This window comes from Streptomyces showdoensis (assembly GCF_039535475.1).
In the GTDB taxonomy this organism is placed as follows: Bacteria; Actinomycetota; Actinomycetes; order Streptomycetales; family Streptomycetaceae; genus Streptomyces; species Streptomyces showdoensis.
The window spans coordinates 2,905,142-2,921,860 of record NZ_BAAAXG010000026.1; the positions used below are offsets into that span (position 1 = coordinate 2,905,142).

Consider the following 16,719-nt stretch of genomic DNA (forward strand, 5'->3'; position numbering starts at 1 on the left):
GCCCCTCCTTGATCGTCAGGCGTTACGGGACGACGTTCCCGATCACGACGCTGCCGGTGCCGGCGGCGGTGCCGCGGGCGTTGAGCAGCTGGACCTCGCCGAAGAACCGGCGGCCCTCGGGGGCCGCGGCGTTCACGACGACCTCGGCGGCGACCTGGGCGGAGGCGCCGTTGGCCAGCTTGACCTGCTTCGACTCGTCGACCTTCACGGAGCCGAGCGCGGACGAGTAGTACACGTCCTTGTAGTCGTAGCTGGTGCCGCCGGCGGCCTGCACCGAGTAGCCGTCGATGATGACGGTGTAGGTGCCCGGGGCGGGCTTGACCAGGCTGACGGACTCCTCGGAGTCGCCGTCGGCGGACTGGCCGACCTGGGTGTCGCCCAGCTTGACCGTGAGGTCGAGGTCGGCCGACAGGTCGGAGGTGTTGCCGATGGCGATGTCGAGGCGCTCGACGCCCTCACCGATGGTGACGGTCTTGATCTGCTGCTCGTGGTGCTGGATGGTCGCCTTCTCGGACTTCTGCGAGCCGAGCGAGCCGCCCTTCAGGCGTCCGTCCAGGGCCGCGAACTCGTTGGAGACGTTCCACTGCACGGCGGCCGGGGTGCCGATCTTCGCCTCGGGGACCGTCTGGACGGCCGGGTCGAAGGTGGCGCCGAGCACCGACACGTTCAGCTTGAACGGGTTGTCCAGGTCCGGCGAGGTGCGGCGGGACTCGACGATGATCTCCCACACGCCCGGGATCGGGTTGGCGTAGGAGCGCAGGTCCGGACGGCAGGTGTTCGCCGGGTTGTAGTGCGGGTAGCACTGGTTCGTCGCGTTGTCCTCGAGGGCCACGCCGTACGGGTGCTGGGTGATGAACCGGGTCTGGCTCTTCTCCTTCAGCCCGCTCAGGGAGACCTCGAGGGTCTTGGCGCCCTTCGGCACGGTGACGAAGTACGACTTGCTGCTGTTGCGCTGCGTCGTGCTGGTGGCGGAGAAGCCGTAGCCCGGGCCGACCAGGTCGTTGGAGACGACCGAGGTGGCGAGGATCTGCTTGTCGACGCCCTCGGTGCGCTCGTCGTCGGCCTCCAGGATGACGCTGTGCACGCCGGAGGTGGTCGGACGGGCCTGGAGCTTGACGGTGACCGGCTTGTTCAGCGGCAGGTAGACCTCGTCGTCGCCGAGGATGCGGAAGGTGCCGTCGTTGTACTTCAGGTCCAGCTCGTGCTCGATCGGCCGGTCCGGGCCGTTCGTGCGCGTGATGGTGACGTCGTAGACCTTCTTCTGGCCGACCTTGAGGCCGCCCTGGCGGTCGTACACGCCGGTGCCGGTGTGCGGGGCCGGGAAGATCGCGGTGTCGACCGGGGCCTCGACCTTGTAGTCGTGGGCGGTCGCGCCGTCCTTGATCGACTCCCAGGCGTCCTCGATGTCGATGAGGCCGGCGCCCTGCTCGTGGGCCGCGACACCCGGGATCCGCTTGGCGGTCGAGGTGAGCGCGGTGCGCAGGGTGAGCGGGGAGAGCGCGATGCGCTTCTGCTTGGCCGCGGAGATCAGCAGCGCGCTCGCGCCCGCCGCCTGCGGCGAGGACATCGAGGTGCCGTTGAGCATGCCGTAGCCGGCGGGCAGCGCGTAACCGGCCTCGGCCACGCCCGCACCGGGCTGCCAGGTCGGGATGGTGTTCACGGCCGAGCCGGGGGCGGTGATGGTCGGGGTGAAGCCGCCGTCCTCACGCGGGCCGCGCGAGGAGAAGGGGAACATGGCGTACTTCTTCTCGACGGCGGAGCCGTAGTTGGCCGCCCAGGTGGACTGGGAGACGGCCGCGCCGACCGACAGGACCTTGTCGGCCAGGCCGGGGTCGCCGATCGTGTTGATGCCGGGGCCCTCGTTGCCGGCCGAGATGACCAGCTGCACGCCGTACGTGTCGATGAGACGCGTGTAGAGGCGGGCGCGCACGTTGTCGCCGTCGTTCTGCAGCGGCAGGCCGCCGATCGACATGTTGACGATGTCGACGCCGCGGTTGGCGACGAGGTCGATCATGCCCTCGGTCAGCGCGGTGTTGGTGCAGCCGCCGGTCCAGGTGCAGGCGCGGGCGGAGACGATCTTCGCGCCGGGGGCGGCGCCGTTCATCCTGCCGCCGAACAGGCCGTTGGCGGCCGTGATGCCGGCGACGTGGGTGCCGTGCGAGGACTCGACGAGACCGACGTTCACGAAGTCGGCCTTCTTGCCGACCCACGTGCCGCCCAGCGGGTCCATCGGCACGTCCTTGCGGATCTGCACGACGAACGGGGTCTTCTCGACGACCTCGGTGGCCGGGTTGTCCGTGCCGAAGTAGCCGATCTGGTTGCCGTCCTTGTACGGCTTCATCGGCTCGTTGTTGGTGAAGTCACCGTCCTGGTCGGTGTCCACGCGCACGGTGCCGGCGACCGGGTCGTACAGCAGACCGAAGCGGTCGGTGGTGTCGCCGTCCCGGTTGATGTCGCCCGCCGGGTCGCCGCCCGCGGTGACCGACTCGCTGAACCGGCTCCACTGGTACGAGCCCTCGGGGGCCTTCCAGCTCTGGCCGCCGGCGGTGAACGCGGTGCCCGTGACCGGGGTGATCTGGGCGCGCCAGGTGCCGTCGCTCTCGGTGAGCGGGTCGGTGGCGGTGACCCAGTCGACGATCTTGCGCTCGCCGGTGGTGGTCTTCTGCAGGGCCGGGTGGCCGAGGTCGACACCGGAGTCGAGGATGCCGATGGTCACGCCGCGGCCGTCGGCCTTGGGGTGCTCCTTGACGAAGTCCACCGCACCGGTCTCGTAGGACGGGTTGTACGGGTTCTTCGCCGGGGTGCTCTTGCCCGGGGCCGGGTAGGTCCTGGTGACGGTGGTGCCGTCGACCGCGCCCGTGGTGCCGGCGTCCGGGGTCGGGTCGTCCTGCTTGATCTCGGCCTGGAGGTCCACCGACTGCACGGAGGACAGCTTGGTGGCGGCCTTGATGGCGGCGTCGGCCTTGGCGGTCGGCAGGGTGGCGCGGACGTAGCCGAGCTCGTCGTCCTGCTTGCCGACGGAGGCGCCGGGGACGGCGTCGAGCTGGCCCGCGACCTGCTCGGTGGCGCCGGGGGCGGTGGCGACGAGCACGGTGACGTTGGCCTGGCCGGAGGCCTCGGCCTCGGAGAGGCGCTGGGCGTCGGTGGCGCCGAGCTTGTCGGCGGGATCGGCGATCTTCACCGGGTTGCTGCCGGCCGCCGGGTCGTCGGCGGCCAGGACCGGGGCGGCACCGGCCGCGACGAGCGCGGTCACGAGGCCGGCGGCGGCCGCGATGCGGGCCGCTCGTCTGGTCCCGGAGGTGGAGCGCCCGGGTATGGAGCTCTGCGTTTCGGGGGTGGTCATTTACATCCCTGATTGTGAAAGAAGAGGGTCCGGATTCCGGTACCGGATGACCGCTCAGCCTTTCGCAAATGACAGGGGTTTGGGGAGAGTTACCGAGGGGCGGAATGCGCGCGTGGCACACATCCGCCACTGCGGAAGATGCGCCACGGGGGACGAAAGGTCTCCAAGGGGGGCGAGCCGACGGCCCTGCCGTGGGCGACTAGTTGTCCTTTGTACGGGCATAGTGGCGCGAGGCCTTGGCCCGGTTGCCGCAGGCCGCCATCGAGCACCAGCGGCGGGTGCCGTTCCGCGAGGTGTCGAAGAAGTGCAGGATGCACGCCTCGTGGGCGCACTTGCGGATGCGTTCCGGATTCGCCCGCAGCAGGTCGAGGTAGTCGCGGGCGGCGGTCCACCCCGGCCCCCAGGCGAGGTCCGCGAACTCGGCCTCCTCGCCCGGCCCTTCGAGGGTGAGCGTGGCCCGGATCCGGCCGTGTCCGAGGACCGCGTCGACCTCGGCGGTGGCCCCCGGGTCGCCGGGTCGGTCGACCAGGCCGCCGAGCGCCTCCCGCGCGGCGAGGGTGTGCCGCAGGGTGGCCGCGTCGGCGCGGAACCGGCCGTCGAGCCCGTTCGAGCCGAGCCAGACGCCGAGCCCCTCGACGCCGGTGAGCAGGTCCTGCCGTACGCCGTCGGCCATCCAGCGGGTGTTGAGCAGGTCGAGGGAGACGGGCTCGCCGACGAGGGGCCGCGGGTCGTGAACGGTCATGGCGGAGGCCCTCCTCGGCGACGGATTCCGGACTAACCCCTCAAGGTTACGTGACCGGTTGCGCGCTGCGCTGTCTAACCTCTAAAGTCTAAGTGAGAGGTTAGCTCCGTCCGGGAATCCGCTCCCGCCCGGAACCGCCCCGAACGACTCGCACCCGAGGAGGTCCGCCCACCATGCGCGCCTACCACTCCGGCTCCCTCGCCGTTCAGACCCGCGTCGGAGTCCGCGACCTCGCCGAGCACGTCGGCAGATCCATCGCCCCCGGCATCCGCCCCGTCGCCGCCGCCTTCCTGGAGGCCCAGCCGATGCTCGTGCTGGGCGCCGCCGCCCCGGACGGCCGGGTCTGGGCGAGCCTGCTCACCGGCCTCCCCGGCTTCACCCGGGCGACCGGCCCGCACACCCTCTCCGTCGCGGGCGGCATCCCCTCCCGCGACCCGCTCGCGCAGGCCGTCACCGAGGCCGGCACCCCCGTCGGGACGATCGCCCTCGACCCGCGCACCCGCCGCCGGCTCCGCCTCAACGGGACCGCGCGCCCCAGCGCCCGGGGCCTGGTCGTCGAGACGGAGCAGGTCTTCTCGAACTGCCCGAAGCACCTCACGCGGCGCGCGCTGCGCGGCTGGGCGCCGATTCCCGGCCCGGGCTCCGGCGCCGTCCGCCGCACCGGCTCCCTCACCCCGGACCAGGAACGCCTGATCCGCGCCGCCGACACCTTCTTCGTCGCCACCGCCGCCCCCGACGGCGTCGACGCCAGCCACCGCGGCGGCCCCCCCGGCTTCGTCGAGCTCGTCTCGCCCACCGAACTGCGCTGGCCCGACTACCCCGGCAACGCCATGTTCCTCACCCTCGGCAACCTGGAGGAGGACGGCCGCGCAGGACTCCTCTTCCTCGACTGGGCCACCGGCACCACCCTCCAGCTCTCCGGCGTCGCCCACACCGAGTACGGCCCCGAGGGCCGTGCGGTCCGCTTCCGCCTGGACGCGGTGGCGGAGACCGAAGCGGCCAGCCCCCTGCGCTGGTCGGCCCCCGAGCACTCCCCGTAGCCCCGTGGCCCCGTAGCCCCGTGGCCCCGTAGCCCCGTGGCCCCGTGGCCCCGTGGCCCCGCAGACCCCGTCCCACTCGTCCCGCCTGCCCGTCCGTCCGGACCCGTCCCGCCCGCCCGTCACGAAGGACCGCCCATGACCACCGCTCCGGCCGCCGAGGCCACCCCCGCCACCGCCCCGGCCCCCGCGCCCGCCCGCGCCACCGCCCCCGCCCGCCCCCGGCCCCGCGTGCTGCTCGCCTCCACCGCCGTCAGCGTCACCGCGCTGCTCCTGCTCGTCGCGATCGGGACCCTGCTCCACGAGCCGCTGCTCATCCCGCCGCTCGCCGCGAGCATGGCCCTGGTCGCGGGCGCGCCCGACCTGCCGCTCGCCCAGCCCCGCTCCGTCGTCGGCGGCCAGCTGCTCTCCGCCCTCACCGGCTTCGCCGTCCTCGCGGTCACCGGCCCGGGCCCGTGGGGCGCCGCCGTCGCCGGCGGCCTCGCCCTCGGGGTGATGTCCGCGGCCCGCACCCCGCACTCCCCGGCCGCGGCGACCGCGGTGATCGTGACCCTCCAGAACCCGCCGTTCTGGCTCTTCCTCGGGCTCCTCGCCCTCGCCGCCCTCGTCCTGGTCGCCACCGGCCTCGCCGGCGCGCGCCTCACCGGGCGGCGCTACCCCTCGTACTGGATCTGATGCCCTTAACCTCCTCCCATGCAGACCGAGTTGCGGGTGGCGGCCTACGCCGTGTGTGTGCGGGACGGGCAGATACTCCTGGCGCGCTGGGTGGACCGGGAGGGGGTGAAGCGGTGGACGCTGCCCGGCGGCGGGATGGACCACGGTGAGCTGCCGGTGGGGGCCGTCGTGCGGGAGGTCGAGGAGGAGACCGGCTACCTCGCCGAGGCGACCGCGCTGCTCGGGATCGACTCCATCCGGCGGCGGCGGACCCGTGCGCTCGGCGGGGCCTACGACTGGCAGGGGCTGCGGATCGTCTACGAGGTCCGGGTCACCGGCGGCGAGCTGCGCAACGAGGAGGACGGCTCCACCGACCTCGCCGCCTGGCATCCGCTGGAGTCCGTGCCCTCGCTCACCCGGGTCGAGCTCGTCGACATCGGCCTCCAGCTCTGGCGCGACCGGCCCCCGCTGGGGCACTCGCCGCTGCACGATCCGGCGAACGGCTGAAAACGGCTCAACCGTCACGGACGCGCTCAACCCGCCGCCCGTGCCCCGTGGTCCCCTCCCGTGACCGAAGCAGTACGCAGCTGTACGTACGTCAGGGGAGCCCGCACATGTCAGCCGCACGCACCGCCCGTACCGTCCTGGCCGCCACCCTCGTGGCCGGCCTCGCCGCCACCGCCCTCGCCGCGCCCGCCGTCGCCGCCGCGCCTCCGAAGCCCTCGCACGCCGCCACCCAGCAGGCGCTGGACGCGGCGGTGGCGGCGGGCGTGCCCGGCGCCGTCGCCCAGGCCCGGGACGGCAAGGGCCGCTGGACCGGCACCGCCGGCGAGCGCAAGGGGAACGACCGCTTCAGGGTCGGCTCCATCACCAAGACCTTCACCGCGACCGTCCTGCTCCAGCTGCAGGCCGAGGGGCGGATCGACCTCGACGACCCGGTGGAGAAGTGGTTGCCCGGGGTCGTCAGCGGCCACGGGCACGACGGGCGCGGGATCACCGTCCGGCAGCTGCTCAACCACACCAGCGGCATCTACAGCTACACGAGCGACCCGGCCTTCCAGGAGCGCGTGTTCGGGGCCGGGTTCCTCCAGCACCGCTACGACACCTGGACCCCGAAGCAGCTCGTCGACGTCGCCATGGCCCACGAGCCCGACTTCGCCCCCGGCACCTCCTGGAACTACTCCAACACCAACTTCGTCCTGGCCGGCATGGTGATCGAGAAGGTCACCGGCCGCTCCTACGCCAAGGCGGTCGAGAACAGGATCGTCAAGCCGCTCAAGCTGCGCGCCACCAGCGTCCCCGGCACCGACTCCCGGATGCCGAGGCCGCACTCCGGCGCGTACTCGAAGCTCGCGTCCGACGCGAGCGGACCGACCTACGACGTGACCGCGCTCAACCCGAGCATCGCGGGCGCGGCGGGGGAGATGATCTCCGACTCCAACGACCTGCAGACCTTCTACCGGGCCCTGCTCAAGGGCCGGCTGCTGCCGGCGGCCGAGCTGAAGGAGATGACGGACACCGTCCGGGTCACGCCCGAACTGGGCTACGGACTCGGGCTCATGCAGCAGAAGCTCAGCTGCGGCAAGGAGGTGTGGGGCCACGGCGGCGGCATCCACGGCTCCAGCTCCCAGGCGGTCGTCACCCGGGACGGCGAGCACTCCCTCGCCGGGAACCTCAACGCGGACTGGACGGGCGACAGCCAGGCGCTGATCGAGGCCGAGTTCTGCGGGACGGTCCCGAAGAAGTAGCCCCCGCGGCGGCGGCCTCGCGGGTACGGGGGTCCGGCGGGGCCGCTCAGCGGGGCAGGACGACCACGTAGGCGGCCGGCTGCCGGTCGGACGCGGCCATCAGCGCCGTGCGGACCACGGCCGCCTGCTGGTCCATCGCCTCGCGCAGCTTGCGCGGGGTGAGGTGGACGACGGTGATGCCCAGCCGCTCCAGGTGCTCGCGCTTGCGCGTGTACTCGGACCAGAGCGCGTCGTCGTCCTGCCGCGGCGCCCGGGTGTCCAGCTCCACGGCGACCGCCTGGTCCGGCCAGTAGGCGTCCAGGCCGCCGAGGTGCGGGCCGCCCGGCAGCCGCAGGTCCACGTTCCACAGCGGGTCCGGCAGCGCGAACTCGCGCACCATCGCGTACAGCCGGTCCTCGGCGAGCGAGCGCCCCTCGGCGAGGAGGGCGTCGACCGCGTCCACCACGTGCGGACGGTTGAGCAGCCGGGCCCGGTTCAACTCCCGCACCACGGCGGCCGGTTCGCAATGACCGCCGCTCACGGCCTCGGTGAGCAGCCGGCGCACCGTGCCCGGGTCGGTCAGCGCCGCGACGGCGTCGGCCAGCGCCCGCGGGACCGGGGCGACCGGGAAGCCGTCGATCTCGGCCGGCTGCGGCGGCTCGGCGCTCCGCACCACCCGGACCCGACCGGTGGACCGCAGCCGCCGGGCGCGCGGGACCAGGACGTCGACCCGGTCGATGAGTCCGGCGGGCGGGGCGGCGGTGAAGCGGTGCAGGGAGAGCGCGGCGAGCCCGGTGAGCATCGCCTCGGCGCGGGCGTAGCGCAGTGCCTCCCGGAACCGGTCGTCCCCGGTGCGGGGGAGGGGCGGGAGGGGGGTCTTGGGGGTGTTGGGGTTCATGTCGTCGGTCTTCCGCCGGACGGACCGCCCCTAACCGCTGTTACGAAGCGGTCGCACAATCCGGACAACTCCGCACTAAAGTACGCGCGTTCGAGTGCCGATGAACAACGGCCCCCGGTGGGGGTCCACCGGGGGCCGTCGTTCATCGGACGGCGACTACGACGCGCGCCCGTCGCACTCCTGCGCGCGCAGCGCCCGCGCCAGGTCGTCGCGCGACTCCAGCACGAGCCGGCGCAGCGCCGGGGCGGCCGAGGCGTGCGCGGCGAGCCACGCGTCCGTCGCCGCCAGCGTCTCCGCGCGGTCCTGGAGCGCCGGGAACAGGCCCCGCACCACGTCCATGCCGATCTGGATGGAGCGCTCCGCCCAGATCCGCTCGATCGCCGCGAAGTACTTCTCGGCGTAGGGCGCGATCAGCTCGCGCTGCGAGGGCTGGGTGAAGCCCGAGATGGTCGCCTCCACCAGGGCGTTGGACAGGGCGTCCGACTCGACGACCTGCGCCCAGGCCTGCGCCTTGACCGCGGCCGAGGGCCGGCCGGCCAGACAGCGCGCCTGGTGGCGCTTGCCGGTCGCCGTGTCGTCGCGGGCCAGCTCCGCGCCGATCCGGGCCTCGTCGGCGCGGCCGTGCACGGTGAGCGGCTCCAGCAGGGACCAGCGCAGCTCCTGGTCGACCTCCAGCCCGTCGATCACCGCGCTGCCGTCGAGCAGGCCCTCCAGGAGCTGGAGGTCGGCGTCGGAGGAGGACACCGAGGCGAGGAAGCGCGCCCAGGTCAGCTGGTGCTCGCTGCCCGGCTCGGCCTGCCGCAGCTCGCGCAGCCCCGCCTCGGCGAGCAGCCGCCCGCCCTCGGGCCGCCAGTCGTGCGCCGCGTACTCGGTGACGGCGGTCCGGGTCCACGCGTGCACCATCTGGAGCACGCCGATGTCGGTCTCGCGGCCCGCGAACTCGAGCGCGATCCGGACGAAGTCCCGGGCCGGCATCAGTCCGTCGCGGGTCAGGTTCCACAGCGCCGACCAGCACAGGGCGCGGGCCAGCGGGTCGGTGATGTCGCCGAGGTGGGCGCGCAGGGTGGCCAGCGAGCCCTCGTCGAAGCGGACCTTGCAGTAGGTGAGGTCGTCGTCGTTGACCAGCACCAGGTCCGGCTTCTCGGCACCGGCCAGCTCCGCCACGACGGTGGAGACGCCGGTGATGTCGGCCTCGGCCCGCGCGTACCGCACGAGCTCCCCGCCGGAGAGCCGGTAGAGGCCGACGGCGGCGCGGTGCGGGCGCAGCTCGTCGCCCTCCTGGAGGACGGCGAGCTCGGTGATCCGGCCCTCGGCGTCGTAGGTGACGGCCGGGGTGAGGCTGTTGACGCCGGAGGTCTGCAGCCAGGACTTGGCCCAGCCCTTCATGTCCCGGCCGGAGGTCTCCTCCAGGACGGTCAGCAGGTCCGCGAGGCGCGTGTTGCCGTAGGCGTGGCGCTTGAAGTAGACGCGCGCGCCCTCCAGGAACGCGTCCCTGCCCGCGTACGCGACGAGCTGCTTCAGGACGGAGGCGCCCTTGGCGTAGGTGATGCCGTCGAAGTTCAGCTTGGCGTCCTCCAGGTCACGGATGTCGGCCGTGATCGGGTGGGTGGACGGCAGCTGGTCGGCGCGGTACGCCCAGGCCTTGCGGTTGTTGGCGAAGGTCACCCAGCTGTTGGTGAAGCGGGTCGCCTCGGCCAGCGAGAACGAGCCCATGAAGTCCGCGAAGGACTCCTTCAGCCACAGGTCGTCCCACCACACCATGGTGACCAGGTCGCCGAACCACATGTGGGCCATCTCGTGCAGGATCACGTTGGCCCGGCGCTCGTACGCCGCCTGGGTCACCTTGCCGCGGTAGATGTACTCCTCGCGGAAGGTCACCATGCCCGGGTTCTCCATCGCGCCGAGGTTGTACTCGGGGACGAAGGCCTGGTCGTACTTCCCGAAGGGGTACGGGAAGTCGAAGTTGTCGTGGAAGAAGTCGAGGCCCTGCTTGGTGACCAGGAAGACGTCGTCCGCGTCGAAGTGCTTCGCGAGGCCCTTGCGGCACATCGCGCCGAGCGGGATCTCCAGCTCGGTGCCGTCGGCGAACGACCGCGTGTAGCTGTCCGTCACGTAGTGGTACGGGCCGGCCACGACACAGGTGATGTACGTGGAGATGGACGCCGTCTCGGCGAACCGCCACACCCCCTCGGCGTCCTGCGCGCCCGCCCCGTTGGACCACACGGTCCAGCCCTCGGGCGCGTCCACCGAGAAGCGGAACGGCGCCTTGAGGTCCGGCTGCTCGAAGGTGGCGAAGACCCGGCGGGCGTCGGCCGGCTCGTACTGCGTGTAGAGGTAGACCTCGCCGTCCTCGGGGTCGACGAAGCGGTGCATGCCCTCGCCGGTGCGGCTGTAGGCGCAGCGGGCGTCGACCACGAGCTCGTTCTCGTCGGCCAGGCCGTCCAGCGCGATCCGGGCCCCGTCGAAGACGACGGCCGGGTCCAGCGCGCGCCCGTTGAGGGTGACCGCGTCGACCGCGGGGGCGATCAGGTCGACGAACGTGGTGTCGCCCGCGCCGGTGCGGCGGAAGCGCAGCGTCGTCACGGAACGGAACGTGCGCACGTCCTCCGTGGACTCGCCGACCGCCGACCGCAGGTCGAGGTAGACCTCGTACCCGTCGACGGACAGCAGCTCCGCCCGCTCATGGGCCTCGTCGCGGGACAGGTTCTCACCGGGCACGGTCACTCCTTCGTGGCTCGTTCGAAACAGCACCGATCCTCCCATGTGCACATGACCGCGCGTACCCGGGGAATGCGCGGCTGTCCGGTGGTGTTGCCGCCAGGCGCACCCACACCGCCTTCCGGGCGACCTGAGCGATCTTCCGAGGAGAGACATGTCCGAGAGCAGGACCACCGCCGACTTCTTCTTCGACCCGCTGTGCCCGTGGGCCTGGATGACCTCCCGCTGGATGCTGGAGGTGGAGAAGGTGCGCCCGGTCGACGTGCGCTGGAAGGTCATGAGCCTGGCGGTCCTCAACGAGAACCGGCTCGACGAGGTGCCGGCGGAGTACCGCGAGATGCTGGAGACGAAGGCCTGGGGCCCGGTCCGCGTGGTGATCGCCGCCCAGCAGCTGCACGGCGACGAGGTCGTCGGCAAGCTCTACACGGCGCTCGGCACCCGCTTCCACAACGAGGGCGAGGGTCCGACCCGCGAGGCGATCGTCGGCGCCCTGACCGACGTCGGCCTGCCGGAGGAGCTGGCGGACTTCGCCGACCAGGACACCTACGACACCGAGCTGCGCGCCTCCCACAAGGAGGGCATAGAGAAGGTCGGCCAGGACGTCGGCACCCCGGTGATCGCGGTCCCCGGCCCGGACGGCGACGAGGTGGCCTTCTTCGGTCCGGTCGTCACCCCGACCCCGCGCGGCGAGGCCGCCGCCCGGCTCTGGGACGGCACGCTGCTGGTGGCGGCGACCCCCGGCTTCTACGAGATCAAGCGCACCCGGACGGCGGCGCCCAGCTTCGAGTAGCCGCGGCCCGCAGGTACAGAAGAACCCCCGTGATTCACGTCATCACGGGGGTTCTTCCTCTTTACGCCCGCAGGTGAAGGTTGAGAAGACGATCACGAGCAGGACGAACAGGGGGTGTCAGAACGAGATCAGCGGGATGCTCGCCTTGGCGGCCTGGTAGCGCTTGTTCACGTCCTGCCAGTTGACGACCTGCCACATGGCCTCGATGAAGTCGACCTTCTGGTTCTTGTACTGCAGGTAGAAGGCGTGCTCCCAGGCGTCGAACACGAGGACCGGGACCGAGCCCTGGCCGACGTTGCCCTGGTGGTCGTAGACCTGCTCGACGATCAGGCGGCCGCTGATCGGCTCGTAGGCGAGGACACCCCAGCCGGAGCCCTGCGTGGTCGCCGAGGCCTTGGTGAGCTGGGCCTTGAACTTGGCGAAGGAACCGAAGGACTCGGTGATCGCGTCGGCGAGGTCGCCGACCCCGTCGGCCGCCAGCGGCTCGCCGCCGCCACCGTCCTTCGGGCTGTTCATGTTGTTCCAGTAGATGGAGTGGAGGATGTGGCCGGAGAGGTGGAAGGCCAGGTTCTTCTCCAGGCCGTTGATGGCGCCCCAGGCGTCCTTCTCCCGAGCCTCTTCCAGCTGCTCCAGGGTGTCGTTGGCACCCTTCACGTACGCGGCGTGGTGCTTGTCGTGGTGCAGCTCGATGATCTGCGGGTTGATCACCGGCTCCAGGGCCGCGTAGTCGTACGGCAGTTCCGGAAGGGTGTAGATGGCCATGTGCCGAGCCTCTCGCCGACGTCTTCTAATTGCAACCTACTTGCAGGTGCAGGCTAACAGTAGATGCTGTCCAAATTGATCAGTGGGCCGTCAGAGCGTGGGCCCAGGACCGGACGGAGCACAGGGGACCCCGGACACGACAGCGCGCCCCGCCGAGCTCGTGCTCGGCGGGGCGCGGTGACGGGGTTCTCGCGGGGGTACGGGCCTCAGGCCTCCTCGACCGCCGTCCCGCGCGCGGCGCGCGCCTTCTGGAGCGCGAAGCCCACCGCCGCGAGCAGCAGGGTCAGGGCGCCGGTCGCGTAGAGCTGGACCCGGGTGCCCTCCTCGCGGGCCATCAGGAAGAAGATGGCGGCCATGCCGGCCAGCGCCACCCAGGTCAGCACCGGGAAGCCCCACATCTTCACGACCAGCTTCTCGGGCGCCTCGCGCTCGGTGCGGCGGCGCAGCACCAGCTGGGAGGCGGCGATGAAGAACCAGACGACCAGGATGATCGCGCCGATGGTGTTGAGCAGCCAGATGAAGACGTCGTCCGGGCGCCAGTAGCTGAGCAGCACGCAGCCGAAGCCGAAGACGGAGGAGACCAGCACCGCCGGGCGCGGCACGCCGCCGAAGGTCCGGCCGAGCGCCTTCGGGCCCTGGCCGCGGGCGACCAGCGAGCAGGCCATGCGGGAGGCGCCGTACACGTTGGCGTTCATCGCCGAGAGCAGCGCGACCAGGACGACCACGTTCATGATCTGGCCGGCCGCCGGGATGCCCAGGTGGTCGAGGGTGGCCACGTACGGGCCCTTCTCGACGACGGCCTTGTCGCCCCACGGGACGAGGGTGACGATGACGGCCATCGAACCGATGTAGAAGAGCGCGATCCGCCACATCGCCGTACGGACCGCCTTGGCGACGCCCTGCACGGGGTGCTCCGACTCGGCCGCGGCGATGGTGACGGTCTCCAGACCGCCGTACGCGAAGACGGAGGCCAGCAGGCCGACGATGAGGCCCTCGGAGCCGTTCGGGAAGAAGCCGCCGTCGCCGGTGAGGTTGGTGGTGCCCGGGGCGTCGGTGCCCGGCAGGACGCCGGTGATGGCGAGCACGCCGATGCCGAGGAAGAGGACGATCGCGCCGACCTTGAGCGCGGCGAACCAGAACTCGAACTCGCCGAAGTTCTTCACCGCCGCCAGGTTGGTGCCGCAGAAGACCAGCATGAACAGGGCCACCCAGGCCCACTCCGGGGTGCCGGGGAACCAGCCGGTCATGATCTTCGCCGCGCCGATGCCCTCCAGGCCGACGGCCACGCAGAGCAGGAACCAGAAGGCCCAGCCCGCGGTGAAGCCGGCCCAGGGGCCGAGCGCGCGCTCGGCGTGGACGGAGAAGGAGCCGGAGGCCGGGTTCGCCGCCGACATCTCGCCCAGCATGCGCATCACGAGCATGACGAGCACACCGGAGATCGCGTACGCGAGGACGATCGAGGGACCGGCGGCGGCGATGCCGGCGCCGGAGCCGACGAAGAGCCCGGCGCCGATCACGCCGCCGAGGGCGATCATCGACAGATGGCGCTGCTTGAGGCCGTGCGTGAGGCCCCCGGCAGGGGCGGTGGCGCTGGTGGCGGCGTCCTTGCGGTCGGCCGGCGCGGGCGCGGGAGTCCGAGACATGGGCGAGCCCTGTTCACTAGCTGAGACGGGGAGGGTGGCCCACAGTCTGTGGGCCCGCACCGCTCACAGGGAACGGATGTCCGCTATACGGGCACGACCTTCACACAAGGTGAAGATTCACCTCCGCTTCGTGCGCAGCTCGCGCACCCCCGCCACCCCCAGGACCAGCGCGGTCGCCCCGCCGGACCACAGCACCTGCGGCCGGGCCCCGTCGTCGGTCAGCATCAGCACCAGCACCGCGGCCATCGCCGCCAGCGCCGTCCAGGTCAGCCAGGGGAAGCCCCACATCCGCAGCGTCAGCGTCTCGGGCGCCTCCCGCTCGATCCGGCGCCGCAGCCGCAGCTGCGAGACCGCGATCAGCGCCCACACGAAGAGCAGCACCGCGCCGACCGCGTTGAGCATGTAGAGGAACACGGAATCCGGCCACTTCAGATTGAGCAGCACGGAGACGAAGCCGAAGGCCACCGAGGCCAGCACCGCCCGCCGCGGCACCCCTCCGCCGGACACCCGCAGCAGCCCCTTCGGCGCCTCCCCGCGCTCGGCCAGCGAGAACACCATCCGCGAGGAGCCGTAGAGGTTGGCGTTGAGCGCCGAGAGCAGCGCCACGAACACCACCACGTTCATGATCTGCCCGGCCCCCGGCACCCCGATCGAGTCCAGCACCGCCACGTACGGCGACTCCCCCGGCTCCATCGAGGTCCACGGCAGCAGGGTCACGATCACCAGCATCGAACCCACGTAGAAGAAGAGGATCCGCCACACCGCGCTGCGCACCGCCCGCGCCACGTTGCGCGCCGGGTCGTCCGACTCGGCCGCCGCGATCGTCACGACCTCCAGGCCGCCGAAGGCGAAGACCACGGCCAGCACCCCGGAGACCACCCCCGCCCAGCCGTTGGGCAGGAAGCCGCCCTGACCGGTCAGGTTGGCGAGCCCCACCGGGTCGGTGTCCGGCAGCCGGCCGAGGATCGCCAGCGTGCCCAGCACCAGGAAGAGCACGATCGCGCCGACCTTGAGCGCGGCGAACCAGAACTCGAACTCGCCGAAGTTCTTCACCGCCGCCAGGTTCGTCGCGGTGAACAGCACCATGAAGGCCAGCACCCAGCCCCACTGCGGGACCCCCGGCACCCAGCCGTGCGCGATCCGGGCCGCACCCGTCGCCTCCACCGCGAGCACCACCACCAGCAGGAACCAGTAGAGCCAGCCCGCCGAGAAGCCCGCCCAGCGGCCCAGCGCCCGCTCGGCGTGCACCGAGAAGGAGCCCGAGGCCGGCATCGCCGCCGACATCTCGCCCAGCATCCGCATGACCAGCATCGCCAGCGCGCCGGCGATCAGGTACGACACGACGATGCCGGGGCCGGCGACCGCGATGCCCGCGCCGGAGCCCACGAAGAGCCCGGCGCCGATCACCCCGCCGAGCCCCAGCATGGTCAGGTGACGCTGCTTCAGTGCGTGCGTGAGGGGCTCCGGTCCGGGGGCCAGCGGCTCCGGTCCGGAGGTGGGGGCGTCGTGCATGCGGGGGGCTCGCGCTCTGGGAGGGTTTATGGAGACCCCACAGTCTCTCCGCTGAGAGTCCCCTGGCGCAAAAGGGACCTCATGGCGCGAGTGGCCAGTGACAAGCGTCACGTGGCGCGCGGCATGATCCGGCGGGTTTGTTTGATCTCCACGAAGGGCTCAACTCACGCTTTGTGGGCGGCTGACGGTGATCGGCCGTTCACTCCTGGCATACGGTCGAGCCTGTCCCCCCGTCCCCTGCATCCCCGCGGAGTACCGATGAGCACCGCCGTCGCCCCCGTCCGTTCCCTCCGCTCCGGAACGGTCCTCGCCGACCTGATCCCCGCCAGCCGCGCCCGCGACATCGCGCTGGTCGTCGGCGGCGCCGCGCTGACCGGCCTGGCCGCCCAGCTCTCCGTCCCGGTCCCCGGCTCCCCGGTCCCGGTCTCCGGCCAGACCTTCGCCGCCCTGCTCGTCGGCACCGCGCTCGGCGCCCGCCGCGGCTTCCTCTCGCTCGGCCTGTACGCCGTCGCCGGCATGGTGGGCATGCCCTGGTTCGCCGAGGGGAGCTCCGGCTGGTCCATGCCGTCCTTCGGCTACATCCTCGGCATGCTGCTCGCCGCCACCGTCGTCGGCGCCCTCGCCCGGCGCGGGGCCGACCGCTCGGTGCTGCGGACCGCGGGCACGATGGTGCTGGGCTCCGCGATCATCTACGCGGTCGGCGTGCCGTACCTGGCCCTGGCCACCGGCATGACCCTCGGCCAGGCCGTCACCGCCGGCCTTGTCCCCTTCCTCATCGGCGACGCGCTCAAGGCCGCCCTCGCGATGGGCGCCCTGCCCACCGCGTGGAAGCTGGTCGGCCGCAAGGGCTGACCCCGGCCCCGTACGGGAGAGCCGTGAGAACACGAAGAGGC

At 72.0% G+C, this 16,719-nt stretch carries 13 protein-coding genes; 6 read left to right on the forward strand and 7 right to left on the reverse strand.

Translation table 11 applies throughout. The features are described 5' to 3' along the window. Positions 1 to 22 precede the first annotated feature (22 nt). Together ABD981_RS26165 and ABD981_RS26170 are read right to left on the reverse strand one after the other, a co-directional pair. Entirely contained in the window at positions 23 to 3,343 is a 3,321-nt protein-coding gene (locus ABD981_RS26165) for a S8 family serine peptidase (RefSeq protein ID WP_123954381.1), read from the reverse strand. A gap of 199 nt (positions 3,344 to 3,542) precedes the next feature. Next, positions 3,543 to 4,085, reverse strand: a complete 543-nt coding sequence (locus ABD981_RS26170; RefSeq protein ID WP_046907242.1) for a CGNR zinc finger domain-containing protein — start codon at positions 4,083 to 4,085, stop codon at positions 3,543 to 3,545. A gap of 173 nt (positions 4,086 to 4,258) precedes the next feature. Here ABD981_RS26170 and ABD981_RS26175 point away from each other — a divergent pair, with 173 nt between their 5' ends. The 4 genes from ABD981_RS26175 to ABD981_RS26190 all read left to right on the forward strand — a co-directional run bounded on the left by ABD981_RS26175 (position 4,259) and on the right by ABD981_RS26190 (position 7,524). Then, positions 4,259 to 5,125, forward strand: coding sequence for a pyridoxamine 5'-phosphate oxidase family protein (locus ABD981_RS26175; protein WP_046907243.1), 867 nt, complete (start codon positions 4,259 to 4,261; stop codon positions 5,123 to 5,125). 135 nt (positions 5,126 to 5,260) lie between these two features. Beyond that, positions 5,261 to 5,797 (forward strand): HPP family protein, encoded by a 537-nt coding sequence (locus tag ABD981_RS26180; RefSeq protein ID WP_046905563.1) that lies wholly within the window; start codon positions 5,261 to 5,263, stop codon positions 5,795 to 5,797. Between the two features lie 18 nt (positions 5,798 to 5,815). After that, on the forward strand, positions 5,816 to 6,283 hold the full coding sequence (locus ABD981_RS26185) for an NUDIX hydrolase (protein WP_046905564.1): 468 nt from the start codon (positions 5,816 to 5,818) through the stop codon (positions 6,281 to 6,283). 107 nt (positions 6,284 to 6,390) lie between these two features. Next, positions 6,391 to 7,524: a serine hydrolase domain-containing protein gene (locus tag ABD981_RS26190; protein WP_205628096.1), complete on the forward strand. Its 1,134-nt coding sequence runs from the start codon at positions 6,391 to 6,393 to the stop codon at positions 7,522 to 7,524. A gap of 46 nt (positions 7,525 to 7,570) precedes the next feature. Here ABD981_RS26190 and ABD981_RS26195 read toward each other — a convergent pair whose 3' ends face one another. Both ABD981_RS26195 and pepN read right to left on the reverse strand, forming a co-directional pair. Continuing rightward, positions 7,571 to 8,401 carry a hypothetical protein gene (locus ABD981_RS26195; protein ID WP_046905565.1) on the reverse strand — a complete coding sequence of 277 codons (831 nt, stop codon included), beginning with the start codon at positions 8,399 to 8,401 and terminating at the stop codon, positions 7,571 to 7,573. Positions 8,402 to 8,557: 156 nt separating this feature from the next. Continuing rightward, positions 8,558 to 11,119: an aminopeptidase N gene (pepN, locus tag ABD981_RS26200; protein WP_205628097.1), complete on the reverse strand. Its 2,562-nt coding sequence runs from the start codon at positions 11,117 to 11,119 to the stop codon at positions 8,558 to 8,560. Between the two features lie 154 nt (positions 11,120 to 11,273). Here pepN and ABD981_RS26205 point away from each other — a divergent pair, with 154 nt between their 5' ends. Next, positions 11,274 to 11,909, forward strand: a complete 636-nt coding sequence (locus tag ABD981_RS26205) for a mycothiol-dependent nitroreductase Rv2466c family protein (protein ID WP_046905567.1) — start codon at positions 11,274 to 11,276, stop codon at positions 11,907 to 11,909. 117 nt (positions 11,910 to 12,026) lie between these two features. Here the strand turns inward: ABD981_RS26205 and ABD981_RS26210 are convergent, their stop codons facing one another. The 3 genes from ABD981_RS26210 to ABD981_RS26220 all read right to left on the reverse strand — a co-directional run bounded on the left by ABD981_RS26210 (position 12,027) and on the right by ABD981_RS26220 (position 15,826). Next, a complete protein-coding gene (locus ABD981_RS26210) occupies positions 12,027 to 12,671 on the reverse strand; it encodes a superoxide dismutase (protein WP_046905568.1) in 645 nt (214 codons plus the stop codon). A gap of 206 nt (positions 12,672 to 12,877) precedes the next feature. Further along, positions 12,878 to 14,314, reverse strand: coding sequence for an amino acid permease (locus ABD981_RS26215; RefSeq protein WP_046905569.1), 1,437 nt, complete (start codon positions 14,312 to 14,314; stop codon positions 12,878 to 12,880). Between the two features lie 117 nt (positions 14,315 to 14,431). After that, positions 14,432 to 15,826, reverse strand: a complete 1,395-nt coding sequence (locus ABD981_RS26220; protein ID WP_046905570.1) for an amino acid permease — start codon at positions 15,824 to 15,826, stop codon at positions 14,432 to 14,434. A 258-nt stretch (positions 15,827 to 16,084) separates the two neighbouring features. On the opposite strand from ABD981_RS26220, the gene ABD981_RS26225 reads away from it, so the two are divergent. Further along, positions 16,085 to 16,678, forward strand: coding sequence for a biotin transporter BioY (locus ABD981_RS26225; RefSeq protein WP_046905571.1), 594 nt, complete (start codon positions 16,085 to 16,087; stop codon positions 16,676 to 16,678). Positions 16,679 to 16,719 lie beyond the last annotated feature (41 nt).